Source organism: Kineococcus aridisoli (assembly GCF_050871885.1).
In the GTDB taxonomy this organism is placed as follows: domain Bacteria; phylum Actinomycetota; class Actinomycetes; order Actinomycetales; family Kineococcaceae; genus Kineococcus.
In genome coordinates this window covers 1-24,192 of sequence record NZ_JBJLSF010000076.1, presented here as the reverse complement: position 1 = coordinate 24,192, position 24,192 = coordinate 1, and the positions used below count along the sequence as shown (strand labels likewise).

Sequence of the window (24,192 nt, the reverse complement as noted above, 5' to 3'; positions counted from 1 at the left end):
GCGACCGCGTCACCGGTGACGCGGTCACCGCCGGCCGGCGCCGTGCCGGAGGGAACTAGGCACCGACCCCGTGGTGCGCTACGGTCGGCGTGCCCAGCGTGTCCGCCCGCTCTACGTGCAGCGGTGAGAATCCCGCCCCCGTGTTCTGCGAGTTCTCGAGTTCGAGGACGACGGCGAGGCGATCATGAGAAGGCGATCCTGGAACGGGAGGCTGCGGTGCGCGTCCTCGTGGTGTTGCCCACCTACCAAGAAGCCGAGAACATCGAGCGCACGCTCGACCTCGTGCTGGCGTCGGGTGTCCGGCCCGACGTCCTCGTCGTGGACGACAGTTCCCCCGACGGGACCGGCCGCCTCGTCGAGGCGGTGGCGGCCCGGTACCCAGGCCGGGTCGAGCTGCTGACGCGAGCGGTGAAGGACGGTCTCGGCGGCGCCTACCGGGCGGGGTTCCGCCGTGCCGTCGACGGGCCGCACGACGTCGTGGTCCAGATGGACGCCGACGGGTCGCACCCCGTCGACGCCCTCGCTCCCATGCTGGCCGCCGTCCGTTCCGGTGCCGATCTCGTGCTGGGCTCGCGCTACGTGCGCGGGGGTGGGCTCGACGACGACTGGCCGCTCCACCGGCGCGTCCTCTCGCGCGGCGGGAACCTCTACGCCGCCGCTCTGCTCCGCCTCGGCGTCCGGGACCTCACGGGCGGGTTCAAGATGTGGCGCGCCGACCTCCTCCGCTCCCTCCCCGTCGAACTCCTCGACGCGACGGGGTACGCCTTCCAGATCCAGACCACGCTCGCCGCGCAGCGGCACGGCGCTGCCATCGTGGAGGTTCCCATCCACTTCGCCGAACGGCAGTACGGCGAGTCCAAGATGAGCAGCACCATCGTCCGCGAAGCCATGGTCGCGGTGACGCGGATGGCGATCGAGGGCCCGGAGTCCGGGCGCCGTCGTCGCGGTCGCGCGGTCGTGGTCGACATGCCGCGCCAGGAGGAGGGGCGGGCCGTGGCCGACGCCGGCAGCGCCGGCGGTGGTGCGTCGCAGGAGCGCACCGGCGACGTCGTCCACCCCTGACGCCGCAGCTGCGGCTCCTCCGCGGTGCGACGACGGGCACGCGACGACCCAGGTGGTTACTGCGTGTGCATGTACGGCAACTGATCGTTGGAGGGTTGCGTCGATCGAGTGAGCGTCGCTATGTTCCCCGTACACGACCACCGCCACTGGAGTGTCAGCGCAGACCCGGCGATGCCGGGGATCTCTCGATGAACCCGAGCCTGAACGGGTCTCGATGCGGCCCGGTCCGGTGAGCCGCGCACGGCGCAAGTGATGAATCTTCCGTCCTGCACGAGAAGGGAAACACCCCGGATGCGCGCGCTGATCGTCACCTCTGAGGCCCCTCCCACCGTCTCGGGCATCTCCCGGACGGTCGGGCGCCTCGCGGAGGGCCTCCGTGCCCGTGGTCACGTCATCGACACCGTCTCCTCCACGGAGATCCCCCGCATCGTCTTCGGCGAGGTCCGTCTCAGTTCCTTCGCGATCCACTGGCCTGAGGTCCGTCGCAAGCTGCGGCAGTACGACGTGGTCAACCTGCACGGACCCGTGCCGACGCTCAGCGACGTCTTCCTCGCCATGACGAGGTTCACCCGTCGCTCGTCGAGGACTCCGGTGCTGTACACGCACCACTCGGCCATCGAGATCGAGGGCATGCTCAAGGCGACGGACGTCTACAACGGCCTGCACCGGTGGCTCAGCCACGTGGCTGATCGAACCGTCACGACGTCGCGCTTCTACCGCGACAGCCTCTTCGCCCCCTCGGCGCGCAACGTGTCCGTCATCCCCTGGGGCGTCGACCCCGTACCGGGCAGCAGCCGGCGGGCGCTCCGCGAGCCGGGTCAGCCGCTGAGGGTCCTGTTCGTCGGTCAGATGCGGCCCTACAAGGGCGTGGACGTCCTCCTCGACGCCGTCATCGGCCGCGACGACCTGCGGTTGACGCTGGTGGGAGCAGGCCCGGACCTGGAGAAGCACGAGCGGACGGTCCGGTCCAGGGGCGCGGAGAACGTCCACTTCCTGGGACGGGTTTCGGACGCGGAGCTGGACCGGGCCTACCAGGAGAACGACGTCATCGTGCTGCCCTCCGTGACGCGGGCGGAGGCCTTCGGGCTGGTCGTCCTCGAGGGCATGGTGCGCGGCCTCGTCCCCGTCGTCTCGGAACTGCCGGGTGTGCGGGACGTGGCCGAGGGGGCAGGGGTGGTCGTGCCGCCGAGGGACGCCGCTGCGCTGCGCCGCGCCCTCGTCGAGCTCGCGGCCGACCCGAGCACTGTCGCGCTGCTGCACCAGCGCTCCCTGGAGCGGGCGGCCGAGCTGTCGTGGGACTCCACGATCGACGCCTACGAGGCGCTGATGCTGGAACTCGCCGCTGAGAAGACGGACCACCGCCTGATCGACGTGCGCGACGGCCGCACCGCGCACGTCCTTCCGCGGCAGGTGCTCAGGGGCAGCACCGGCGCTCGCCGGCGGGTGTCGCGCACGCGCGTGGTCCCCGGCGTGGCGGTCTCCACCTCGGAGGCGGCGACGCTGGAGGCGCTCGTCGACCCGCCCCCGGTCGAGCCGGTCGCCTGAGGCGCACCGCGCCGCACCGCAGCGCCCGTCCGGGGCGAGGGCGGGTGGAGCGTCTTCAGAGCGATCGCAGGAAGGTCTCCAGGCGGTCGGTGATCCCCGCCCACCCGTGGTCCACGGCGAGGTCCGCACCCGCCTGGTTCACCGTTCCCGTCGCCACCAGGTCGGAGATCCTCCGGGCCGCCGCGGCCGCTCCCGGTGCGTCCCACACGCCCGGCGCCCCCTGGGCGCTGACCTGCCGCACGGCGCCGGTCGACACCACGAACAGCCCGCACGCGAGGTACTCGTACATCTTCATCGGACTCCGCCCGTGGTTCTCCGGGACGTCCCGGAAGGGCATGAGGCCGACGCGGTACCGGGTCAGGACCTCCGGCAGGTCCTCGTACGGCAGTGCGCCGCACAGCCTGACGTTCGCCGGCCGGTCGCGGCGCGGTGGCTGGGGACCGTAGAGGTCGAACGGCACCTGCGGAGCGAGCGAGGCCACCGCCGCGAGCCACTCGTGGTCGAAGCGGTCGTCCATGGAGCCCACGTAGACGACGCCCCCGCTCCTCGTGGCGCCGCTCGCGGCGCGGGACATGTGAGCGAGGTCGACACCGTTGGGCAGCACCACGTGCGGGACCTGGCGCGCGCGGTCGGGGAGCGCTCGGAGGACCTGCTCGGACGTCGCGACCACGCCGTCGGCCCTGCTGACGAGACGTCCCTGCGCGCCGCCGTGCAGGCGTCCGGGGTACTGGTCCGTCGGGCGGTACACGAGCCGGCGGGGGGCGAGCGCATCCTCGAGCCCGGCGAACAGCGGTTCGTCGACGAGGAGGACGTCGGGGTCCGCCATGTCGAGTGCGGCGAGCGTGGTCCGCAGGCCCGGGAACACCGTCCGCGTCATTACCGGACGGGGCAGGAAGCCGTTGCCCTGCACAGGTACCACGGTGAAGGGGACGATGTCGACGAGGTTCTCCTCCACTCGCCACGGGCTGATCGAGTGCTCGCGCCAGCGCTGGGCCAGGTTCGACGAACCGGTGGAGCCGACGAAGCGCAGGGGTGACAGGGGCGTGGACACGTGGACGACGCTGTGACCCCGCCGCGCCAGTTCGCGCGACAGGTGGTGGCTCCCCACCCGGAACGGTGAGGTCCTGGCGGTGTGACTTGCGAACACGATGCGGCTCACCGGCGAAGCGTAGCGCCGGGGGCGGGAAGGGGGTTCCGGAGGTGACGATCGGACGCGCCGCGGCGCGGGCCGCCGGGGTCGCGCCGCCGCCCCGGCCAGCGGGGCGCGTGGTCCGCCGGCGGAGCGCTGGAACCGTAGGCAGGGGCGAGCCGGTGCGCTAGTGTGCGCATCGTCCGTTCGATGCGCGAGGTGGGTCCGCAGGGCCGGGGTGTCTCCATCGGCGAGGGATCGCACCACGAGGAGCTGGGGGCTCGCAGTGTGCGTGCTGGTGGACGTCTCCGTACCGTCGCCGACCAGTGCTCCCCGTGCGAGGGAGGTTCCACCACCTGCCTCCCGCCGGCTCGAGGGTCCGGACGCCTCGTCCTCGGTGCTGTGAGCGACGGCGCGAACTGTTCGGCGGCCGCGTGGACCGGTGCTCCTGCGCCCGCTCGACGTCACGCCGCACCACGTTGGGAAACGTTCCAGGGGCCAGAAGGGCACTCATGACGACGACTCCGGCATCCCGACCCCGCTCCCTGTCGGCCGCCGGCCTCTACCGCCGGGCCGTGGACTCCCTCCCGCTGCGGGTGCGCCACGGGGCCTGGTACCAGTACCGCAACGCGCGGTACCGCCGGGACTTCGGCCGCTGGCCCTCGGTGCGCGACCCGCAGTACTTCACGGAGAAGGTGCTCTGGCGGATCGCCCACGACCGCCGGGAGATCCTGTCCGTCACCTGCGACAAGGCGCGCATGAAGGAGTGGGCGCGCCGGACGGCACCCTCGTTCGTGCGCGTTCCGCAGTCCCTCTGGCAGGGGACGGACCTGCGCGAGCTCGCGGGGGTGGACCTCCCGGAGCACTGGGTGCTGAAGCCGAACCACCGCTCTGCGCTGGTCCACTTCGGCACCGGCGCACCGGACGTCGACGACCTCGTCGCACGCACCGCCGGGTGGCTGGATCCACTGCAGTGGACCGCTCTGGGTGAGTGGGCGTACACGCTGGCGGACGCCACCTACCTCGTGGAGGACCGGATCGGCGTCCCGGGCGACGACCTCACCGACTACAAGTTCTACGTCTTCGAGGGCGAGGTCGCCCTGGTGCACACGGACACGGACCGGTTCGCCGATCGCGGGCACCGCCTCTACTCGCCGGACTGGCGCTGCGTCGGCGGTGCGCGGCGCATGTCCATGGGCCGGGAGGTGCCTCGCCCGCAGCTGCTCGACGAGATGCTCGAGGCGGCGTCGGCGATCGGGCGCGAGTTCGACTTCATCCGCGTCGACCTCTACCAGCACGACGGCCAGGTGTGGTTCGGTGAGATCACGCCGTACCCGGGCAGCGGAACGATCAGCTGGCAGCCCGACGAGCTGGACCTGCAGCTCGGCCGGCGGTGGCGTCTGCCGTCCCGCGACGAGCGGCCCGCGCCGCCGGTCAGCCGTCCGGTGGACCGCGGCGGAGCGGTCCGGGGTGCTCCGGCGGCGGCCGGCCGCGTGAGCCGGTAGGCCGCCGCAGCTGCGGCGGACCGTCCTCGGGCTCGGCCGGCGGGGTGGAGCGAGCGCCGGGGCGGGTCTGCCGACCGGCCTCGACGACGGGGCCGGGGCGCGACGGCGGACCCGGAGGTCTCCCACGGGTGCTCGGCGCGGTGCCCAGCTCCGGGCGGTGGAAGACCGGTTCGCGCCCCTGCAGCTCGCGCAGCACCGGCAGCGGGGGAGGATGCGGCAGCGCTGCCGGATCCCGTGGCGCGCTCGTGTCACGAGCAGCGGGTGGCCGGTGTCTCCCTGTCGTGCAGAGTCGTCGACGGGAGGAGGACGGGGTGTCCCGCGTGGTGAGGGTGGTCGTCGTCGGTGGCGGGTACGCCGGGGTGATGAGCGCCAACCGGCTGTCCGGCAGGAGGGTGGGCCAGGCTCGCGTGCAGGTGGCGCTGGTGGACCCGGGCGCGCGGTTCACCGAGCGCATCAGGCTGCACCAGGTGGCCGCCGGGACCCGCGCGTCGGCCGGGGTGGCGTGGGCGCACGTCCTGCACCCGGACGTCGAACGGGTCCAGGACCGCGTGGTGGGCATCGACGCCGCGGCGCGGTCGGTGGCCACCGGACGCGGTGGACCGCTCGGCTACGACCACCTGGTCTACGCGGTCGGCAGCGGTGAGGTGCCCACGGCGCTGTCGTCGGTGACCAGCCCGTCGGCGGCGGCGGCCACCCGTGAGGAGATCAGCGGCCTGGCGCCGGGTGCGTCGGTCACGGTCGTCGGCGCCGGGGCGACGGGGGTGGAGGTCGCCTGCGCGGTCGCGCTCGCGCGCGCCGACCTGGAGGTCGGCCTCGTCACCGCCTCCCCGCTGACGACGCCGCTGCGCCGGCCGGCGGTGGCCGGGCGCCTGAGGCGTCTGGGGATCGGTGTGGAGGTCGGGGTCGTCGACCCCGTCACGGGGGTGGTGAGCACCGCGGGGGGCCGGCGTGCCGCCGCGTCGGCCACGATCTGGACGGCGGGCCTGGCGGTGCCGCGGCTGGCGGCTGCCAGTGGCCTGCCCACCACCGGGGACGGGCGCCTGGTGGTGGACGCCACCCTCACCGTCCGCGGTCACGAGCGCGTCGTCGCCGCCGGGGACGCGGCGGCCGTCGACGACCCCACCGCCGCGCACCTGCGGATGTCCTGCGCCGCTGCGATCCCGCTGGGCGCGCACGCCGCCGACACCGTCCTGGCCCGGATCCGGGGGGCGGCCGCGCCGCGGGTGGACGTCGGGTTCCTGCTGCAGTGCCTGGACCTCGGTGGTGGCCACGGCCACGCCCAGGTCGTGCGCCCCGACGACGGCGACCGGTGGGGGGCTCGTGCCGGGGTGGGAGGCCACCTGGGCGGAGCGGTGAAGGAGCGCGTCTGCGCGATGACGCTGGCGTGGCTGGCCCGCGAGGCCCGGCGGCCCGGCTCCTACCGCTGGCCGCGGGGTCCGCGGCCGAGCGCCCCCGGTGCAGGCCGCGCCGAGGACGGCGCGCGGCGGCTCCTAGGGTGAGGTGCGTGAGCACGACGACGCAGCACGACGAGCTGTTCACGCTGCACCGGGCCGTGGTGTTCGCCGTCGCCTACGAGGTCCTCGGCACCAGGGCGGACGCCGACGACGTCACCCAGGACACCTACCTGCGCTGGCGCGGGGTCGACCTGCAGCAGGTGCGCGACCCGCGCGCGTACCTGGCCACCATCGCGGCCCGGACGGCGCTGAACGCCGTCCGCCGCACCGCTCGCCGACGCGAGGACTACCCCGGACCGTGGCTGCCCGAGCCGCTGGTCGTCGACGAGGGCCCCGAGCAGGAGTTCCTGCGCAGGGAGCAGCTCAGCTACGCGGTGACGGTCCTGCTGCAGGAGGCCCGCCCCGAGCAGCGGGTGGTGTTCATGCTCCACGACGTCCTCGAACTGCCCTACCCGGCGGTCGCCGAGGCGCTGGGCAAGACGCAGGCGGCGGTGCGTCAGATCGCGCACCGCACCCGGACCCGCCTGGCGTCGGCGCGCCCCGCCGCGGGCGCGGCCGCCGAGCACGAGGCCGTGCTCTCCGCCTTCCTCGCCGCCGTCGCCGGTGGTGACCTGCAGGCGCTGCTGTCGCTGCTGGCGCCCGACACGGTCCTGGTCTCCGACGGCGGCGGCAAGGTGGTCGCGGCCCGCAAGCCCGTCCTCGGGGCCGACCGGGTCGCCGCGTTCCTCCTGGCGATCACCGCCACCGCCGATCCCGGCACCAGTGCGCAGGTCGTCGGGCTCAACGGAGGCTCCGGCGTGCTCGTCCACGTCGGTGCACGCGTCGACCTGTCCCTGGCCCTCGGTGTCGACCGGCGCGGGAGGGTCGACGGCGTCTACCTCGTCCGCAACCCCGACAAGCTGGCGACGGCGAGTTCCCGGCAGGCGCCGTGCTCGTCCGGGGCGGGGGGACGGGCGGTCGCCGACCGCCCGTAGGGCGCTGGACGCGGGCGCGGGGCCGTCCTGCTCCTCGCGGCCGGTCACGACCGCTCGGTGGCCGCCTCGATCGCCGCCTGCAGTTCCCGCAGCGCCTGCCGCACGTCGCCGGCGGGCCGGGGCAGGGCGGCCTCGACAGTGGCCAGGGCGGGCAGGAACCGCCGGCCCGCCGCGGTGTGGGCGTCCCGGCCCGCGTCGGTGAGCGTGATGCGGTACGACCGGCGGTCCTGCGGGTGGGGGACCCGCCGGACGTGCCCGCGCGCGAGGAGCCGCTTGACGTGGCTGGAGACCGTCGTCGCCGGAGCGGACACCCACCGGGCGAGTTCTCCGGGACTGATCTCGCCGGCCCGGCGCAGCAGGGAGTAGACGGCGAAGTCCTCGGCGTCCAGGCCGGTGCCCGCCAGCGCGCCGTCCAGCAGTGCCGTGGCGGCGCGGGCCGTGAGCCAGGTGTCGAAGAGCACGTTCGAGGGGTCGTCGCCCTTGACAGGACTGCTGCGATCTCGCACTGTTCCTCCCGTGGACGAGAAGTGCGAAATCGTAGCACCGGGGATCGCGGTGCAGGTGTGGCGTGCGCTGGAGCGTGGCCGCGTGGTCGTCGCCGTCTGGGTCCTGTTCGGGGCCAGCGCCCTGGCCATGTTCGGCCGGCCCGGCCTGACGGGTGCGGTCTCCCGGGCCTGCGGCGGGCGCAGCGCCCTCGACGTGCGCGACCACTGGACCGCCGCGGACGCCCGCGACCTGGTCGCGGCCTGCGGCGCCGAGGGGCGGGCGGCCCACCTCCGGCTGGAACTGCTCGACCTCGTCCACCCGCTGCTCGGCGGCCTGGCCCTGCTGCTCGTCTCGTCCCTGCTGATCCGGCGCCTGCCGGGCCGGGGGTGGCGCCTCCTGCTGGTCCCCGCGGTCGCCACGACCGTCTTCGACTACGGCGAGAACGTGGCCGTCTGGAACGTCCTGTCGACGTGGCCCGCCGTGGAGGACCTGCCCGCGCACCTCGGAGGGGCCGCCACCACGGCCAAGCGCGCCACGGGACTGGTGGCCCACCTCGCCGTTCCGCTCCTCCTGCTCGCCGTCGGCCTCGACCGCCTCCGAGCGCGAGCCCGAGCCCGGACCCGGGCCGCGGCCGCGGGTCCTGCCCGGTGAGCGCGCCCGTGAGCGCGAGGACCCGCGTGCCCGGCCGGGGCGTCAGGACGAGCTGACGACCCCGGCCCGCAGCAGGTCCAGCAGCGCGTCCTCGGGCCGGGGCGGGCCGTGGAGGTGGCCCTGGACGGTGTCACGACCGCAGCGGCGCAGCAGCTCCGCCTGCTGCGGGGTCTCCACCCCCTCGGCGACCACCGTCAACCCCAGAGCCGCACCGATGCCCAGCACCGCCCGCACGACGGCATCGCGACCGGGGTCGCGCCCCGGGCCGGCGACGGAGGCGAGGTCGACCTTGAGGACGTCCACGGGCAGCTCCGTCAGCTGCGCCAGGCTGGAGCAGCCGGTGCCCAGGCCGTCGATGGCGATGCGCACCCCCTCCTCGCGCAGCCGCTGCAGGTCCGCCAGCAGCGAGCGGGTGAGGCGCGGCACGTGCGTCTCGGACAGCTCCAGCACCAGCCGGTGCGCGGGCAGTCCGTGCTCGGCCAGCGCGCTGCGCACGTCGGCGCCGAAGGTCCCCGCTCCCAGCTGACGGCCGGAGACGTTGACGTGCACCGCCGGGGCTGCCGGGCCGAGGGCCTCGCTCCAGCGGGCGGCCATCCGGCAGGACTCCTCCAGCACCCACCGGCCCAGGGCCGGCATCAGCGGGCCGGCCTCTGCGACGTCGAGGAACTCCGCCGGGGGGAGCAGCCCGCGGGTGGGGTGCTGCCAGCGCAGCAGGGTCTGCACGGCCACCACGCGCCCGGTGGCCAGGTCCACCACCGGCTGCCCGTGCAGGACGAGCTCGTCGCGCTCCAGGGCGCTGCGCAGCTGGGGCAGCAGCCGCGCTGCGCGGCTGCCGGAGGCCTCCGCGCCGTCGTGGTCCCGGTCGCGGGTGTGGGCGCGGTACTTGCCGGCGCGCTTGACCTCGTACATCGCGCTGTCGGCCTGCGCCAGCGCGTGTTCGGCCGCGCTCCACGCGTCCTCGGCGCCGCTGCCCGCCCCGGCCGGGGTCGCCAGGTGGGTGCCGACGCTCACCCCGACGGTGAAGGTGCCGGCGGCCACGGTGACCGGCTCGCGCAGCGACGCCAGCAGGCGCCGGGCGACGACCTGCAGGTCGGCGGCCTCGGTGATCTCGGGGCAGACGACGGCGAACTCGTCCCCGCCCAGGCGCGCCAGGGTGTCGCCCGGGCGCAGGCAGGCGCTGAAGCGGGCGGCGACCTCGCGCAGCAGCTCGTCCCCGGCGGCGTGCCCGGCGCTGTCGTTGACGGCCTTGAAGCCGTCCAGGTCCGCGAAGAAGACCCCCACGCCCGTGCCGCTGCGCCCGGCGGCGGCCAGGGCGTGCTCGAGGCGGTCGTGCAGCAGGGTGCGGTTGGGCAGCCCGGTGAGCGCGTCGTGCAGCGCCTGGTGGCGCAGCGCCTCCTCGGCGGCCTTGCGGGCGGTGACGTCCTCGATCAGGCACAGCAGCTGCGGCTCACCCTCCTCGCCGCTCGCCGTGGCGGTGCTCATGACGGTGGCGGTCAGCAGCCCCCAGCGGGTGCTGCCGTCGGCGTGGCGGTAGCGCTGCTCCACCTGCCCGTGGCTGAGCTCGCCCAGCAGGAAGGGGGCGAAGCCCAGCAGGCTGTCGACGCGCTCCTCGGGGTGCACCAGGTCGTGCACCTCGCGGGTCAGCAGCTCGTCGGCGCTCAGGCCGGTGAAGGTGCACAGGGTGGAGTTGACCTGCAGGATCCGCGCGGCGTCGTCCTCGCCGAGCCCGACGATCATCATCCCGACCGGAGCGGTGTCGAAGGCGGTGCGGAAGCGCTGCTCGGACTCGGCCAGCCGCCGGCGGTCGGCGCGCTGACCGGTGACGTCCTCGACGTGGGTGATGGAGTACAGCGGCTGACCGTCGGCGCCGTGGACCACCGCGATGTCCACCGCTCCCCACAGCGTGCGGCCGTCGGCGCGCACGTAGCGCTTCTCGAAGTGCACGCTGGCACTGGCCCCGTCCAGGAGCCGCTGCAGGTGCAGCCGGGCCTCGGGCAGGTCCTCGGGGTGGGTGATGTCGGCGGAAGTCAGCTGCTGCAGCGCCTCGGGGGAGTGGCCGAGCATCGAGCAGGCGGCGGGGTTGGCGCTGAGGAAGCGACCCGCCCGCTCGCCGGTCAGGGCGGTGATCAGCACCCCGGTGGGGGCGTGGGTGAAGGCCAGCGCGAAGCGCTGCTCGGCCTCGCGCAACGCCGCCTCCGCACGGCGGCGTTCGGCGATGTCGCGGGCGGTGATCGCAGCTCCCACGACCACCCCGGCGGCGTCCAGCACGGGCGAGACGGTGATCGAGACGTGCAGCGCGTGCCCGTCGCGGTGGCGCCCGAGCGCGTCGGCCGGAGCGGTGGAGGCGACGCGTCGCCCGGCAGCGGCCCGGCCGAGCCAGCCGGCCAACCGCGTCACGTCACCGGCGTCGGCGATGGGGTGCAGGTCGCCGCCGACCACCTGCTCGGCGCTGTAGCCGTACAGCCGCTCGGCGGCGGCGTTCCAGGAGGTGACGCGCCCGCCCAGGTCGACGGAGACGATGGCATCGCGCGCCCCGGCGACGATGCCGGCCAGCGAGCGGGCCTGCTGCTCCAGGCGGCGGCGTTCGGTGACGTCGCGCAGCGCGGCATAGATGCGGCGCTCGCCCTCCACCTCGATCGGGGTGAGGGTCAGCTCCACGACGAGAGCGGCGCCGTCGCGGCGGCGGGCGGGGACCTCCACCCCGGCGCCCAGGGTCTGGGTGCCGGTGCGCAGGAAGCGCTCGAAACCGGCGTCGTGAGCCGCGGCCGCGCCCGGCGGCAGGATCGTCTCGGCCAGGGTGCGGCCCAGGGCTTCCTGCGCCGACCAGCCGAGCATGCTCTCGGCGGCCGCGTTCCAGGAGGTGATGCGCTGCTCCTCGTCGACGGCGAGGAAGGCGTCGCTGGTGGCCGCCAGCACCAGGCGCAGTTCCGCATCGCGCGCGGCCAGGCGCTGGGCCTGCACGAGGTGCCGACGGGCCTCTTCGGCGCGCCGGTCCGCCTCCTCGGCGTAGCGCTGCGCCAGCCGGGCCTGGCGGCGGCGCTCGAAGAGGGCCACCACCACCCGCGCCAGCCCCTGCAACCCGCTCAGCTGCGCGGCGGTGAGCTCCCCGGGCCCGGTGTCGAAGACGCACAGGCTGCCGAGGGCGTGACCGGCTGGGCTGATCAGCGGAGCGGAGGCGTACAGGCGCACCCGGGCCAGACGGCCGTCGACCCACGGGTTGGTCCGGAAGCGCTCGTCCAGGGTGGCGTCAGGCACGTGCACGACCTCACCTGCGGTGAAGTGCAGCGCGCACATGGAGTCCTCGCGCGCGGAGTCGGCGCCGTCGAAGCCGACGGTGGTCAGCTGGCACTGCCGGTGCTCGTCGATGAGGTTCAGCGTGGCGTTGGGCAGTCCGGTCACCACCGCCGCGGCACGCACGACGTCGTCGAGTTCGACATCGGCCGGGGCGTCGAGCACCTCGTACTCGCGCAGGTCGGCCAGCCGCAGCGCCTCGAGCTGCCGTCCGTCCTGCTGGGGACGGCGGGCCGGGGTCGTCGAGGGCATCACTCCGGCCCTGATCGGCACGAGCGCGCCCGACCTTGAGGTCACCTCCCGGCGCCCGCGCTGCTGCCCCGGACCGCCGAGGTGTACACCACGGCCAGCCGGGCGAGCTCGGTGACGAGTTCCGGTGGGCTGTCGACGGTGAAGTCGACGCCGAGCATCCCCGCGTACACCGCGACCGTGGCGAGGGAGTCCGCGCCCGTGATGAGCACGCAGGAGCCGTCGTCGAGCGCCTCGACGACCCCGACCGCGGGGTTGATCCGCTCGAGGACCTGAGCGGCGGGTGCCCGCACGCGCAGCCGTGCGTGCACGGCCCACCCGCTGGAGGCGACCTCGCGCACCGTGAAAGCGCTCCAGTCGCCGCCGGGCACCTGCTGCGGCTCGAACCGGCGTCCGGTCGGGTGGCTCAGGACCATCCAGTCCACCCGGAGCGCCTGCCAGGCCCCCCGCTGCGGGTCGCGGCCCACCAGGTACCAGCGCCGCTGCCACGCGAGCAGCCGGTACGGCTCCACCAGCGCCGGTTCGCCCCTGTAGGTGAAGCGCAGCCAGTGGTGGCGCCGGATCGCGCCGGCGACCTCGCGCAGCACGTCGGGATCGACGTCGGGGTCGGCGGCATCGGTGCTCGTGTCCTCCCGAGCGCGCTCCACGGCCGCCTCCAGCGCGGCGACCGTGTCGCGCAGCCGGCTCGGCAGGACCTGCTCGAGCTTGACCAGGACCCGAGCGCGGCTGTCCTCGATGCCCACCAGCCCCTGCGCGCTGCGCAGGCCGACGGCGACCGCGACCGCTTCCTCGTCGTCGAGCAGCAGCGGCGGCAGCCGACCGCCGGGCCCCAGCCGGTAGCCGCCCGCGGCGCCCCTGAGCGCCTCCACCGGGTAGTCCAGGTCGCGCAGCCTGGCCACGTCGTCGCGGACGGTGCGCACCGAGACGCCGAGCCGCTCGGCCAGTTCCGGACCGCTCCACAGGGGACGGGACTGCAGCAGCCCCAGCAGGCTCAGCAGCCGGCTGGACGTCGTGACCACGCGGGACTCCTCCGCCGGCAGCGGGACGGGCGATCGTCGGGACCCCGCCGATACAGGCAGGGATCTCGCCGGTAAGGACCCTAGCGTCGCTGCCATGAGCGCACCCAGCAGCCAGTCCGTCCACCCGTTCCGCATCGAGGTGGCGCAGGCCGACCTCGAGGACCTGCGCGAGCGGCTCACCCGCACCCGGCTGCCGCAGCCGGCCCCGGGCGACTCGTGGGACTACGGCACCCCGAACTCCTACCTCGCCGCGGGCATCGAGCACTGGCTCGAGCGCTACGACTGGCGCGAGCAGGAGGAGCGCCTCAACGACCTGCCGCGCTTCCGCACCGAGGTCGACGGTCAGCTCCTGCACTTCGTGCACGTCCAGTCCCCGCACCCCGGGGCGACGCCGCTGCTGCTGGCGCACTCCTACCCGGGCTCGAGCGCGGAGTTCGTGGACCTCATCGGCCCGTTGACCGACCCGGTGGCGCACGGAGGCCGCGCGCAGGACGCGTTCTCCGTGGTGGTGCCCGACGCTCCCGGGTACGGCTTCAGCCAGCCGGTCACGCAGGCGGGCTGGAGCACCGCCCGCACGGCGCGGGCCTACGACACGCTGATGCGACGGTTGGGGTACGAGGGCTACGGCGTGCACGGCAGCGACCGCGGGGCGGTGCTCGCCCGCGAGCTCGGCGTCATGGCACCCGAGGGCTTCCTGGGCCTGCACGTGCTGCAGCTGTTCTCCTTCCCCTCCGGCGACCCCGCGGAGATGGAGCACCTGGGGCCCGAGGACTTCGCCGCCCTCGCCCACGCGCAGTGGTTCCAGTCCGTCGGCGGCTACAACGCCATGAACGCCTCCCGACCGCAGACCGTCGCGGTCGGCCTCTCGGACTCCCCGGCCGCGCTCCTGGCCTACAGCGAGCTGTTCGAGTCCTTCGGGAACGGCACGAGCCTGGTACCGCTGGACCGGGTGCTCACCGCCGTGAGCATCGCCTGGTTCACCAACGCCGCGGCCGGCATGAGCCGCAGCTACCTGGAGGACGCCCGGGCCGAGGCGGGCTCCGCGGTCAACGGCTCACCCACCGGGGTGGCCGTCTTCGCCGACGACTTCCAGAGCATCCGCACCTTCGCCGAGCGCGACAACAGCGACATCCGCCGCTGGAGCACCTTCGAGCGCGGCGGCCACTACGCCTGCCTCGAGGTCCCCGACGTGCTCGCCGACGACGTCCGCGCCTTCTTCGCCGGCCTGCGCGAGGAGGGCTCCTGAGCGCAGGACGGCCCGCGGCGGGCGGTGACGCACCCCTCGCGGCCGAGGGGGGTCCACCAGGTGGTCGACTCCCCCCCGGGTCGTCCTCGACGAGCCCCGTCCCCACCGGTCGGGCGATCCCCCTGCCCGCTGCTCGGGGCCAGTCCCGGGACGTCAGCGGGTCCACGACGACGGGGGTGGTGCCGGTGATCGAGGTTCGAGGGCTGCCAGCACGTCTACGACAAGCTCGGCGTCGGCGACCGTGCCGCCGCCGTCGCCACCGGCTACGAGCGGGGACTGCTCGGGCCCGGACGCGGCGGGCGGGCCCCCGCGCGGCACCGCGGCGCGCTCACCGCGTCGTCTCGAGCGAGCTGCGGCGCGGCAGGACCCCCGCCCCCGCGGCCAGCAGCGTCGCGCACGCGAGGAAGGCGCCCGTCGGCCCCAGAGGGCCGGTGAGCAGCCCGGTGAGGACCGACCCGAGCGCCTGCCCCGCGGTGAGGGCGACGAACAGCGTGGCCGTCGTCGCCCCCGCCGGGTCGGGCCCCAGCGCGGCGGCCCAGGCGATGAGGACTCCGCTGGCCGCGGTGTACGCGCCGCCGAAGGCGGCGGCGGCGAGCGCGGCCAGCAGCGCGCTGGCGCTGCCGAGGGCGAGGACCGCGGTGCTCACCGCGGTCGTGCCGGCGAACACCACCCAGGCGCCGCGGGGTCCGAGGACGCGCACGGCGTCACCGCTGAGGGCACCCAGGACGCCTGCGGCACCGAGCACGACCCACACGACCGCGGTGACCGTCCCCGACAGGCCGCCGGTGCTGGTGAGCAGGTCCCGCCCGAACGTCCACACCGCCGCGCTGCCGGCCCCGGCGAGCCCCGCGGCCAGCACCGGACGCAGCAGCGACGCGTGGACGCCGCCGGGGGAGGACCTGCCACCGGCCGAGGACCGGCCGGCGGTGGAGGACCGGCGCGGGTCGCACCGCCCCCGCGCACCGGCCACGCGGTGAGGCGGTCGACCGCGGCCGCCGTCAGCACGGCCGCCACCGCGGCCAGCGCCCACACCGGGCGCCACGTCGAGGGGGCCAGGAGCGCCGCGAGCCCGACGACGACCACGCCGGCTCCGGTGCCCGCGTTGACCACGGCCTGGGCGCGCCGCGCGGAGCGCGCCGGCACCGTCGCCTCCACCGCGACGACCAGCGCCGGTGACGCCGCGCCCGCGGCGCTGCCCGCGACCAGGACGCCCACGGCCAGCACCACCGCGCTCCCGGCCGCCGCGACCACCAGCGCACCGGCCGCCGCCAGCGCGGCGGCCAGCCAGAGCACCGTGCGGGCTCCCCGGCGCCGCAGGACGGTCCGGGCCGCGAGGGCCGTCGCGCAGTAGGCGAGGAAGCTGCCCGAGGCGATGGTGCCGGACACGCCGGGGGTCAGGGAGAACTCGGCCGCCAGGCGGGGCAGGTGCAACCCGTACCCGAAGCGGACCACGCCGTAGCTCACGGCGATGAGCGCCGCTCCCGCTGCCACGAGGGGTCGTCGCCGGTCCCGGCCGTTCGGCGGGCTCCACCGCCCTGACCCGTGCTGCTCGTGCGGTGCTCGCTTCCCCATGGTGGTGGTCACGGTAGGGGGCACGGTGGTCCCGCGCGCCTGCCGGTGCGCGGTCAGCGCGTGGTGGCGGTGGTGGTCGCCACGGCGTCGAGGAACCCGCGCAGTGCGGTGCGGACGTCCTCGGCGCTCCAGGAGAGCCCTGCCGGCCCGACGGTGACCTCGGTGCAGGCCAGGCCCGGGGGGAGGCCGGGTTCGCGCCAGGTGCCCGTGAACAGGGCGGTGCCGCTCTGCTCGGCGTGCCGGGTGGCGGCTTCGGCCAGGGTGGCGGCGGGGTGGGGCAGCCACACCTGGAACTGGTGGGTGTGCGGGGTGGCGGGGTGGACCGCGGACCAGGCCACGCCTGCGGCGGCGAGTTCCCGGGCGAGGGCGTCGGCGACCAGCCGTGCGTGGGCGGTGCACTCCGGGAGGCGGGGCAGCTCGCGCTCGAGGCCGTGCAGGGCGGTGAGGGCTGCGGGGTGCTGCTGGAAGAGGTTGCCGCCGTAGCGGTGGCGTTCCAGCCGGGCTCGTTCGACGAAGTCGGCGGGCCCTGCCAGCGCGGCTCCGGACAGTCCGCGCAGGGACTTGTAGAAGGAGACGTAGACGCTGTCGGCGAGGCCGGCGATCTGGTCGAGGGGGTGGCCGAGGTGGGTGGTGGTCTCCCACAGGCGGGCGCCGTCGAGGTGGACGCGCATGCCGCGTCCGCGGGCCGCGTCGGTGACCTCGACCAGCTCGTCCCAGGAGGGGAGCAGGAAACCGGCGTCGCGCAGGGGGAGCTCGAGCGCGAGGGTCCCGGCCGGCTCGGGCAGGGACCGCACGTCGTCGGCGCTGGTGGGGCGGGGCCTGGTGGTGACGGGGACGGTGCTCAGGCCCGCGAGGCGGGTGAGGGCGTCGGACTCGTGCAGCACGAGGTGGGAGAGGGCGTGCAGCGCAACGGTTCCGCGCCCGTGGTCCTGTCCTGCGCCGTGTCCTGCGCCGTGCGCCCAGCAGCGGAGGGCGGCCTGCTGGGCCATGGTCCCGGAGGGGAAGAAGGCGGCGTCCTCGGTGCCGAGGAGCGCGGCGACGCGGTGCTCGAGGTGGGTGACGACGCCGTCGCCGTAGAGGTCGGCGGGGGCGTCGAGGTCGACGCCGAGGTCACCGGCGGCCGCGGCGGCGTCGGCGAGCGCGTCCAGGCGCTGGCGCAGGGTGGCGGTGGTGACCGGGCGGTCCAGGACGCGCGCGGCGCGCTGGACCGCGCGGACCTCCCGCTCGCTGCGGGCGGCGCGCCTGCTGCTGTTCACGGCGGTCATCGTAGGTGGCGAGCCGTCTACGCTGGCACGGTCCGCGTCCCGGCACCGGCCGAGCGCGGGCCAGGAGGAGGAGCGGTGGGACAGGCGCTGCGGATCCGCGGGGCGGTGCTGGAGGAGGTCGGGCGGGCGCGTCCGTTCGCCCGTTCGCGACCGCTGACGATCTGCGAGCTCGAGCTGGACCCGCCCGGCCCCGGGGAGGTGCTGGTGCGCATCGAGGCGGCCGGCGTGTGCCACTCGGACCTGTCGGTCGTCGACGGCAACCGGGTGCGTCCGGTGCCGATGCTGCTGGGGCACGAGGCCGCCGGGACCGTCGAGTCCCTCGGCGCCGGGGTCGAGGACGTCCAGCCCGGGCAGCGGGTCGTCATGACGTTCCTGCCGCGCTGCGGGCGGTGCGCGGGGTGCCGCACCGAGGGCAAGCTGCCGTGCCTGCCGGGGAGCGCGGCGAACGCGGCCGGCGAGCTGCTGGGCGGGGGTTCGCGGCTGCGCCGCGACGGGCAGCCCGTCAAGCACCACCTGGGCATCTCCGCCTTCGCCACCCACGCCGTGGTGGACCGCCGATCCATCGTGCCCGTCGACGCGGACGTGCCGCCGGCGGTGGCCGCGCTGCTGGGGTGCGCGGTGCTCACCGGGGGAGGGGCGGTGCTCAACGCGGGCCGTCCCCGGCAGGGGGAGGACGTGGTCGTGGTGGGCCTGGGCGGGGTGGGCATGGCCGCGGTCATGACCGCGGCCTCGCTGGGCACGGGCCGCGTGGTCGGCGTCGACACGGTGCCGGCCAAGCTGACCGCGGCCCGTGCCGCCGGCGCCTCGCGTGCCCTGACCCCGCAGCAGGCGCTGGAGGAGGGGCTGCGGGCGCCGGTCGTGGTGGAGGCGGCGGGCAACGCGCGCGCCTTCGAGACGGCGGTGCAGCTGACGGCGCCCGGCGGCACCACGGTGACGGTCGGGCTGCCCGCTCCGGACGCCCGCGCGCAGATCGCGCCGCTGGGGCTGACGGCCGAGGCGCGCACGATCGTGGGCAGCTACCTGGGCTCGGCGGTGCCGTCGCGCGACGTCCCGACCTACGTGGGCCTGTGGCGGCAGGGGCGGCTGCCGGTCGAGCAGCTGGTCTCGGCCACCATCGGCCTGGAAGACCTCGACGAGGCGATGGACACGCTCGCCGACGGCCTCGCCGTGCGCCAGCTCGTCGTCCCGGGGCTCGGCTGAGCATGACCCGGCGACCGTCCGTCTCCAGCGTCCAGATCGCCCGGGAGGCGGGAGTGGCGCAGTCGACGGTCTCGCGCGTCCTCAACGGCGGCAGCGTGGCCCCGGACACCCGCCGCCGGGTGCTGGAGGTGCTGGCCAAGCACGACTTCCAGCCGAACCTGGCGGCCCGCTCGCTGGTCGCCGCCCGCACCGGTCTGGTCGGGGTCGTCATCCGGGACCTGACGAACCCGTTCTACCCGGTCATGGTGCGGGCGGTGGAGCAGGTGCTGCACGAGCAGGGCCTGCGGCTGCTGCTGCTCAGCGACGTGGCGACCGCGCCGGAGAGCCTGGCGATGCTGCGCCGCGAGCGCGTCGACGGAGTGGTGTTCACCTCCGCCGTGCGCGAGGACCCGCTGGCCTGGCCGGTCAGCGAGCACGGCATCCCGGTCGTGCTGTGCCACCGGACCATCGAGGGGTTCCCCGGGGACCAGGTCGAGGCCGACAACGCCGGTGCCGCCCGGCTGGCGGCCGACCACCTGCTGGACCTGGGGCACCGCCGCCTGGGGATGCTGTGCGGGACGGCGCAGGCCAGCACCGCCGAGCAGCGCGCGGCCGGGTTCCGGGCACGGCTGGCCGAGCGCGCACCGCGGGCGGAGCTGGTCAGCGTGCAGGGCGGCTACGACTACGCCACCAGCTACGCGGCGGTGCGCGAGCTGCTGGCCGGTCCCCGCCGCCCGAGCGCGCTGTTCTGCCACAACGACGTGATGGCGCACGCGGCGCTGAACGCCGCGGCCGCCGAGGGCGTCGACGTGCCCGGCGAGCTCAGCGTGGTCGGCTGCGACGACGTGCCCACCTCCTCCTGGGAGCGCATCGCGCTGACGACGGTGCGCCAGCCGCTGGCCCGCATCGCCGAGGTCGCCGCCCGGCTGCTGCTGGAACGGCTGCAGGACCCGCAGGCGCCGCTGCGCCACGAGGTGCTGCCGGTGGAGCTGGTCCGGCGCAGCACGACCGCCGCGTGCGGGCAGGTCACCGACCGGGGTGCGCCGACGGGTTGACGGAGGCGGTGCCCGGCTCTACGGTCGTCGGGTGTTGGATACGTATCCAACACCGTCTCCACCGCGGTGGCGGACCGCGGTCGCCCCTCGCGACCGCCCCGTGAGCACCCCCCGCGAGCACTCCCTCGAGCACCCGACCGAGACACCGACGTCACGCACCCGGAGCTGACATGTCCCGCACCCTGAAGACCGCCTCCTCGAGCTCCACCTCGTTCGCCGGCGACGAGACGATCGCGCAGACCGTGCGCGGGATCGTCGACGACGTGCGCACCCGCGGCGACGCGGCGGTGCGCGAGCTGTCCGCCCGCTTCGACCGGTGGGAGCCGGCCTCCTTCCGCCTGGACGAGGAGCAGGTGCGCGAGATCGTGGCGAGCCTGCCGCAGCAGGTCGTCGACGACATCACCACCGTGCAGGCCAACGTGCGCCGCTTCGCCGAGGCGCAGCTGGCGTCCATGGGCGAGATCGAGGTCGAGACCGAACCCGGGGTGTTCCTGGGCCACAAGCACCTGCCCGTCGCGGCCGTCGGCGCCTACGTGCCGGGCGGCCGCTACCCGCTGACCGCCTCGGCCCACATGACCATCATCACGGCCAAGGTCGCCGGGGTCCCGCGCGTGGTGGCCTGCACGCCGCCGATCCGCGGTGAGGTCCCCGCCGCCACGATCGCCGCGATGCACCTGGCCGGCGCCGACGAGATCCACGTCCTGGGCGGCGTGCAGGCCGTGGCCGCCATGGCCGTCGGCACCGAGAGCATGGCGCGGGTGGACATGCTGGCCGGGCCGGGCAACGCCTACGTCGCCGAGGCCAAGCGGCAGCTGTTCGGCGAGGTCGGCATCGACCTGTTCGCCGGCCCCACCGAGATCCTCGTCGTGGCCGACGAGAGCGCCGACCCGTTCGTCGTGGCCGTCGACCTGCTCTCGCAGGCCGAGCACGGTCCGGAGTCCCCGGCTGTGCTGGTCACCACGAGCGAAGAGGTCGGCCGCCGGGTGCTGGAGCACGTCGAGCAGATCCTGCCCGGCATGCCCACCGGCGACATCGCCGGGCCGGCCTGGCGCGACCACGGTCAGGTCATCGTGGCCGACGACCTCGACGAGGCCTGGCGCATCGCCGACTCCTTCGCGTTCGAGCACGTGCAGGTGCTCACCGCGCAGCCGCGCCTGGCGCTGGAGAAGATGCACGCCTACGGCGCCCTGTTCCTCGGTGAGGGCACCTGCGTCTCCTACGGCGACAAGGTGATCGGCACCAACCACGTCCTGCCCACCCGGGGCGCCGCCCGCTACACCGGTGGTCTGTGGGTCGGCAAGTACCTGCGCACCGTCACCTACCAGGAGGTGCGCGACCAGGGCGCCTCGGCCCGGCTGGGAACCCTGTGCGGGCGGGCCGCGCGCGTGGAGCTGTTCGAGGGCCACGCGCGCTCCGGTGACGTGCGCGCCGCCAAGTACGCGGGTGCCCCGCTGTCCTGGAGCGAGCACTTCCAGGGCGCCTCCGCCTGAGCAGCCCCCTCCGCCCTCCCCTCCCGCCACCGATCGACGGAGATCCCGCGATGGAGAAGACCGCCCCCACCCCCGAGCAGTTGCGCCGCCGGTCCCTGCAGTCCGGGACCATCGGCGCGATCGTCGAGTGGTACGAGTACACGATCTACGGAACTGCGGCCGCGCTGGTGTTCGGCGGCCTGTTCTTCCCCAACCTCTCCGACGGGGTCGGGCAGGTCGTCTCCCTGGCCTCCTTCGGCGTCGGGTTCCTGGCCCGCCCGCTGGGGGCCGTCATCGCCGGCCACCTCGGCGACCGCATCGGGCGCAAGTCGACGCTCATCCTCACCTTCTCGGTGATGACCGTCGCCACCGCCGCGATCGGCCTGATGCCGACCTACGCGCAGATCGGGGTGGCGGCGCCGCTGCTGCTGTGCGTGCTGCGCCTGGCGCAGGGCTTCGCCGTCGGCGGTGAGTGGGGCGGCGCCGCGATCATCGCGGTGGAGAACGCGCCCCGCCGCCGCCGCGGCTACTTCGGCTCCTGGCCGCAGATCGGCGTCTCCGCCGGTCTGCTCCTGGGGACCGCCGCGGTGTCGCTGTCGGCCTGGATCTCCGGGGACGCCTTCGAGACGTGGGGCTGGCGGCTGCCGTTCCTGCTGGCGATCGTCCTGGCCGTCGTCGGCCTCTACATCCGCCTGCGCGCCAGCGAGAGCCCGGCGTTCCTGGCGGAGAAGGCGAAGATGGACGCGGAGATGGAGCAGCGCAAGGCGCCCGCCGTCGTGCTGGTCCGCGAGCACAAGCGGCCGCTGCTCATCGCGATCTTCGGGCGGTTCGCCGAGGCCGGGAACTACTACCTGTTCACCACCTTCATCCTGTCCTACGTCACGACGAACCTCGGTGCGCCGCGCAGCTACGGGCTCACGGCCTCGATGGTCGGCGCGGCTGCGAACATCGCGCTCATCCCCGTCTTCGGCAGGCTCTCGGACCGCATCGGGCGGCCCAGGACGTTCCTCATCGGTGCGGGCATCATCGTGGTCACCACCTGGCCGGTCTTCGCGCTGGTGCAGACGGGACAGCTGTGGGCGATCACCCTCGGCGTCGTCATCTTCATGGCGCTCGGGCACGCGATGGTCTACGCACCCCTGCCCGCCCTGTACTGCGAGATGTTCCCCACCGCCGTGCGCTACTCCGGCATCTCCATCGGCTACCAGATGGCCTCGATCCTGCTGGCCAGCTTCGCCCCCGCGCTGGCCGCCGCGCTGGTGCTGTGGGCCGGCGGCAGCCTGTGGCCGGTCGTCGTCTTCGCCATCGCCTGCACGCTGGTGGCGATCGTCGCGGTCTCCTTCGCCCCGGACCGGCGCCACCTGGAGCTGGACGAGGTCGACGTGCGCTCCCTCGAGCGCGCCGGCTCCTCGCCGACGGCCTCGTGAGCGCGGCGTGAGGTCCGCCGACGAGGTCGTCGGCGGCCGCACCGCCCTGGTGACCGGAGCCGGCAACGGGCTGGGGCGGGCCATCGCGCTCGCCCTGGCCGGGCACGGCGCCCGCGTCGTGCTCGTCGGCCGCCGCGAGGAGCCGCTGCGGGAGACCGCCGAGCTCGTCGGGCCGGCCGCCCGGGTCGCGACGTGCGACGTCGCCGACCCCGCCTCGGTGGACGCCCTCGCCGGCGGTCTGGCCGGCGAGGAGATCTCCATCGTGGTCAACAACGCCGGCATCGCCGGCCCGGTCGCCGACCTCGCCGACGTCCAGCCGCACGAGTGGGACGAGGTGTTCGCCGTCAACGTGCGCGGCACCTACCTGGTGTGCCGGGCCTTCCTGCCGCCGATGCTGGAGCGCGGGTGCGGCGACGTGGTGAACATCGCCTCCGTCAGCGGCAAGCGTCCGCTGCCCGGGCGCACTCCCTACACCGCCTCCAAGATGGCGGTGCTGGGCCTGACGACCACGCTGGCCCACGAGGTCGGCCCGGCGGGCGTCATGGTGAACTCCGTCTCTCCCGGCCCCGTCGCCGGACCGCGCATGGAGCGCAACTTCGCCCGCGAGGCCCAGCGCACCGGCACGAGCCCTGCGCAGGCGGAGCAGCAGTTCGTCGCCCGTGCCGCGCTGCGGCGCATGGTCACCGCGGAGGAGGTGGCCGCGGCCACGGTGGCGGTGCTGTGCATGCCCGGCCTCTGCGGCGCCGACATCGACCTGTCGGCCGGCATGGTCGCGCGCTGAGGACGGCGTCCTCGGCGCGTTGGGCGATGAGCTCGGTGGCCGGCCGGTGGTGGGTGCTCGTGGTGAGCCGGTGAGCTGCACCGCAGCGGGTCCACCGCCGAGGGCCGGGGCGGTTCCCGCAGGGGACGAGCCGGGCTCGGCTGCTGGTTGCCCCGGGCGATGAACGCCTGATCGGCCGATCCGTGACCACCCGCTGCGCGCCGACGTCGTGGAGCGTGACACACGACGAAGCGCTCGATCAGTGGTGGTTCAACCTGGACGAGGAGGCGCGGCGCCTGGCGCTGGCCGTCCCACCGGGTGGGTGGTTGAGCGAGCAGGCCGTGCGCGACCTGCGTCGGCACGGCGTGCGCGTGCCCGAGGTGGCGCTCTCCTGGAGGGTCGCCGGCGGCCACGGCGACATCGCCGTCCACCCCCAGCCGGCGGAGGTGCGCGCCTACCTGGACCTGCTGCGGCCGGTGGCGCAGCGCTGCGGCCGCTGACGCGTCGTCCTCGACGCACCCCGGAACACCTGACGGCCGGTGGTCCCAGCGCAGTGCGCGGGAGCACCGGCCGTCAGGGGCGGTCTCAGGTGCGGGGCAGGGTGAAGGTGCCCACCAGCTCCTTCAACTCCGCCGCCGTGCGCGAGACCTCACCCGCCGTGGACGCGGTGTGCGTGGCCCCCGCCGTCGTCTGATCGGCCGAAGCGGCGATCCCGGAGATGTTGGAGGCGATCTCCTGGCTACCGGTGGAGACCTCGGTGACGTTGCGCACCATCTCGCTGGTGGTCGCGCTCTGCTGCTCCACCGCCGCCGCGATCGTGGACTGCAAGGCGTCGATGCGCGCGATCACCTCGG

At 74.9% G+C, this 24,192-nt stretch carries 19 protein-coding genes and 2 pseudogenes; 13 read left to right on the top strand and 8 right to left on the bottom strand.

The annotated features are described in order from the left end of the window. Nucleotides 1-216 precede the first annotated feature (216 nt). Together ACRYM2_RS17785 and ACRYM2_RS17780 are read left to right on the top strand one after the other, a co-directional pair. Nucleotides 217-1,062: a polyprenol monophosphomannose synthase gene (locus tag ACRYM2_RS17785; RefSeq protein ID WP_432523765.1), complete on the top strand. Its 846-nt coding sequence runs from the start codon at nt 217-219 to the stop codon at nt 1,060-1,062. A 291-nt stretch (nt 1,063-1,353) separates the two neighbouring features. Next, a complete protein-coding gene (locus ACRYM2_RS17780; protein WP_432523764.1) occupies nt 1,354-2,607 on the top strand; it encodes a glycosyltransferase family 4 protein in 1,254 nt (417 codons plus the stop codon). 55 nt (nt 2,608-2,662) lie between these two features. Here ACRYM2_RS17780 and ACRYM2_RS17775 read toward each other — a convergent pair whose 3' ends face one another. Next, nucleotides 2,663-3,754: a glycosyltransferase gene (locus ACRYM2_RS17775; protein WP_432523767.1), complete on the bottom strand. Its 1,092-nt coding sequence runs from the start codon at nt 3,752-3,754 to the stop codon at nt 2,663-2,665. Nucleotides 3,755-4,248: 494 nt separating this feature from the next. Here ACRYM2_RS17775 and ACRYM2_RS17770 point away from each other — a divergent pair, with 494 nt between their 5' ends. The 3 genes from ACRYM2_RS17770 to ACRYM2_RS17760 all read left to right on the top strand — a co-directional run bounded on the left by ACRYM2_RS17770 (nt 4,249) and on the right by ACRYM2_RS17760 (nt 7,669). Continuing rightward, nucleotides 4,249-5,241 (top strand): ATP-grasp fold amidoligase family protein, encoded by a 993-nt coding sequence (locus ACRYM2_RS17770; protein WP_432523763.1) that lies wholly within the window; start codon nt 4,249-4,251, stop codon nt 5,239-5,241. A gap of 311 nt (nt 5,242-5,552) precedes the next feature. Beyond that, entirely contained in the window at nt 5,553-6,740 is a 1,188-nt protein-coding gene (locus tag ACRYM2_RS17765; RefSeq protein WP_432523762.1) for an FAD-dependent oxidoreductase, read from the top strand. Between the two features lie 5 nt (nt 6,741-6,745). Further along, nucleotides 6,746-7,669 (top strand): sigma-70 family RNA polymerase sigma factor, encoded by a 924-nt coding sequence (locus tag ACRYM2_RS17760; protein WP_432523761.1) that lies wholly within the window; start codon nt 6,746-6,748, stop codon nt 7,667-7,669. Between the two features lie 44 nt (nt 7,670-7,713). On the opposite strand, the gene ACRYM2_RS17755 is transcribed toward ACRYM2_RS17760, so the two are convergent. Then, the gene (locus ACRYM2_RS17755; RefSeq protein ID WP_432523760.1) at nt 7,714-8,175 is read right to left on the bottom strand and encodes a MarR family winged helix-turn-helix transcriptional regulator; all 462 of its coding nucleotides are present in this window, start codon (nt 8,173-8,175) and stop codon (nt 7,714-7,716) included. An 82-nt stretch (nt 8,176-8,257) separates the two neighbouring features. On the opposite strand from ACRYM2_RS17755, the gene ACRYM2_RS17750 reads away from it, so the two are divergent. Continuing rightward, on the top strand, nt 8,258-8,806 hold the full coding sequence (locus ACRYM2_RS17750; RefSeq protein WP_432523759.1) for a hypothetical protein: 549 nt from the start codon (nt 8,258-8,260) through the stop codon (nt 8,804-8,806). A gap of 42 nt (nt 8,807-8,848) precedes the next feature. Here ACRYM2_RS17750 and ACRYM2_RS17745 read toward each other — a convergent pair whose 3' ends face one another. Together ACRYM2_RS17745 and ACRYM2_RS17740 are read right to left on the bottom strand one after the other, a co-directional pair. Then, entirely contained in the window at nt 8,849-12,349 is a 3,501-nt protein-coding gene (locus tag ACRYM2_RS17745) for a PAS domain S-box protein (protein WP_432523758.1), read from the bottom strand. Nucleotides 12,350-12,390: 41 nt separating this feature from the next. Continuing rightward, nucleotides 12,391-13,365, bottom strand: coding sequence for a helix-turn-helix transcriptional regulator (locus tag ACRYM2_RS17740; protein ID WP_432523757.1), 975 nt, complete (start codon nt 13,363-13,365; stop codon nt 12,391-12,393). Nucleotides 13,366-13,459: 94 nt separating this feature from the next. On the opposite strand from ACRYM2_RS17740, the gene ACRYM2_RS17735 reads away from it, so the two are divergent. Then, a complete protein-coding gene (locus ACRYM2_RS17735; RefSeq protein ID WP_432523756.1) occupies nt 13,460-14,611 on the top strand; it encodes an epoxide hydrolase family protein in 1,152 nt (383 codons plus the stop codon). A 328-nt stretch (nt 14,612-14,939) separates the two neighbouring features. On the opposite strand, the gene ACRYM2_RS17730 is transcribed toward ACRYM2_RS17735, so the two are convergent. From ACRYM2_RS17730 to ACRYM2_RS17720, 3 genes and pseudogenes are all read right to left on the bottom strand, one after another. Then, nucleotides 14,940-15,470, bottom strand: coding sequence for an MFS transporter (locus ACRYM2_RS17730; protein WP_432523768.1), 531 nt, complete (start codon nt 15,468-15,470; stop codon nt 14,940-14,942). Nucleotides 15,471-15,646: 176 nt separating this feature from the next. Further along, nucleotides 15,647-16,183, bottom strand: a pseudogene (locus ACRYM2_RS17725) (MFS transporter); the annotation flags it as partial. Between the two features lie 53 nt (nt 16,184-16,236). Beyond that, nucleotides 16,237-17,448, bottom strand: a complete 1,212-nt coding sequence (locus tag ACRYM2_RS17720) for a threonine aldolase family protein (RefSeq protein ID WP_432523755.1) — start codon at nt 17,446-17,448, stop codon at nt 16,237-16,239. Nucleotides 17,449-17,535: 87 nt separating this feature from the next. On the opposite strand from ACRYM2_RS17720, the gene ACRYM2_RS17715 reads away from it, so the two are divergent. The 6 genes from ACRYM2_RS17715 to ACRYM2_RS17690 all read left to right on the top strand — a co-directional run bounded on the left by ACRYM2_RS17715 (nt 17,536) and on the right by ACRYM2_RS17690 (nt 23,838). After that, nucleotides 17,536-18,648 carry an alcohol dehydrogenase catalytic domain-containing protein gene (locus ACRYM2_RS17715; RefSeq protein WP_432523766.1) on the top strand — a complete coding sequence of 371 codons (1,113 nt, stop codon included), beginning with the start codon at nt 17,536-17,538 and terminating at the stop codon, nt 18,646-18,648. A 2-nt stretch (nt 18,649-18,650) separates the two neighbouring features. After that, nucleotides 18,651-19,682, top strand: a complete 1,032-nt coding sequence (locus tag ACRYM2_RS17710; protein ID WP_432523754.1) for a LacI family DNA-binding transcriptional regulator — start codon at nt 18,651-18,653, stop codon at nt 19,680-19,682. Nucleotides 19,683-19,852: 170 nt separating this feature from the next. Next, nucleotides 19,853-21,172, top strand: a complete 1,320-nt coding sequence (gene hisD, locus ACRYM2_RS17705; protein WP_432523753.1) for a histidinol dehydrogenase — start codon at nt 19,853-19,855, stop codon at nt 21,170-21,172. A gap of 50 nt (nt 21,173-21,222) precedes the next feature. Beyond that, nucleotides 21,223-22,578, top strand: a complete 1,356-nt coding sequence (locus tag ACRYM2_RS17700; protein WP_432523752.1) for an MFS transporter — start codon at nt 21,223-21,225, stop codon at nt 22,576-22,578. Nucleotides 22,579-22,585: 7 nt separating this feature from the next. Then, nucleotides 22,586-23,359 carry an SDR family NAD(P)-dependent oxidoreductase gene (locus ACRYM2_RS17695; protein WP_432523751.1) on the top strand — a complete coding sequence of 258 codons (774 nt, stop codon included), beginning with the start codon at nt 22,586-22,588 and terminating at the stop codon, nt 23,357-23,359. Nucleotides 23,360-23,574: 215 nt separating this feature from the next. Then, a complete protein-coding gene (locus ACRYM2_RS17690; RefSeq protein ID WP_432523750.1) occupies nt 23,575-23,838 on the top strand; it encodes a hypothetical protein in 264 nt (87 codons plus the stop codon). An 85-nt stretch (nt 23,839-23,923) separates the two neighbouring features. Here the strand turns inward: ACRYM2_RS17690 and ACRYM2_RS17685 are convergent. Further along, nucleotides 23,924-24,192: pseudogene (locus ACRYM2_RS17685) on the bottom strand (methyl-accepting chemotaxis protein); the annotation flags it as partial.

Coding starts and splice junctions, on each gene's coding strand:
- ACRYM2_RS17780 (WP_432523764.1), top strand. CDS start 1,354: ATGCGCGCGCTGATCGTCACCTCTGAGGCCCCTCCCACCGTCTCGGGC.
- ACRYM2_RS17770 (WP_432523763.1), top strand. CDS start 4,249: ATGACGACGACTCCGGCATCCCGACCCCGCTCCCTGTCGGCCGCCGGC.
- ACRYM2_RS17745 (WP_432523758.1), bottom strand. CDS start 12,349: ATGCCCTCGACGACCCCGGCCCGCCGTCCCCAGCAGGACGGACGGCAG.
- ACRYM2_RS17735 (WP_432523756.1), top strand. CDS start 13,460: ATGAGCGCACCCAGCAGCCAGTCCGTCCACCCGTTCCGCATCGAGGTG.
- ACRYM2_RS17720 (WP_432523755.1), bottom strand. CDS start 17,448: ATGACCGCCGTGAACAGCAGCAGGCGCGCCGCCCGCAGCGAGCGGGAG.
- ACRYM2_RS17710 (WP_432523754.1), top strand. CDS start 18,651: ATGACCCGGCGACCGTCCGTCTCCAGCGTCCAGATCGCCCGGGAGGCG.
- hisD (WP_432523753.1), top strand. CDS start 19,853: ATGTCCCGCACCCTGAAGACCGCCTCCTCGAGCTCCACCTCGTTCGCC.
- ACRYM2_RS17700 (WP_432523752.1), top strand. CDS start 21,223: ATGGAGAAGACCGCCCCCACCCCCGAGCAGTTGCGCCGCCGGTCCCTG.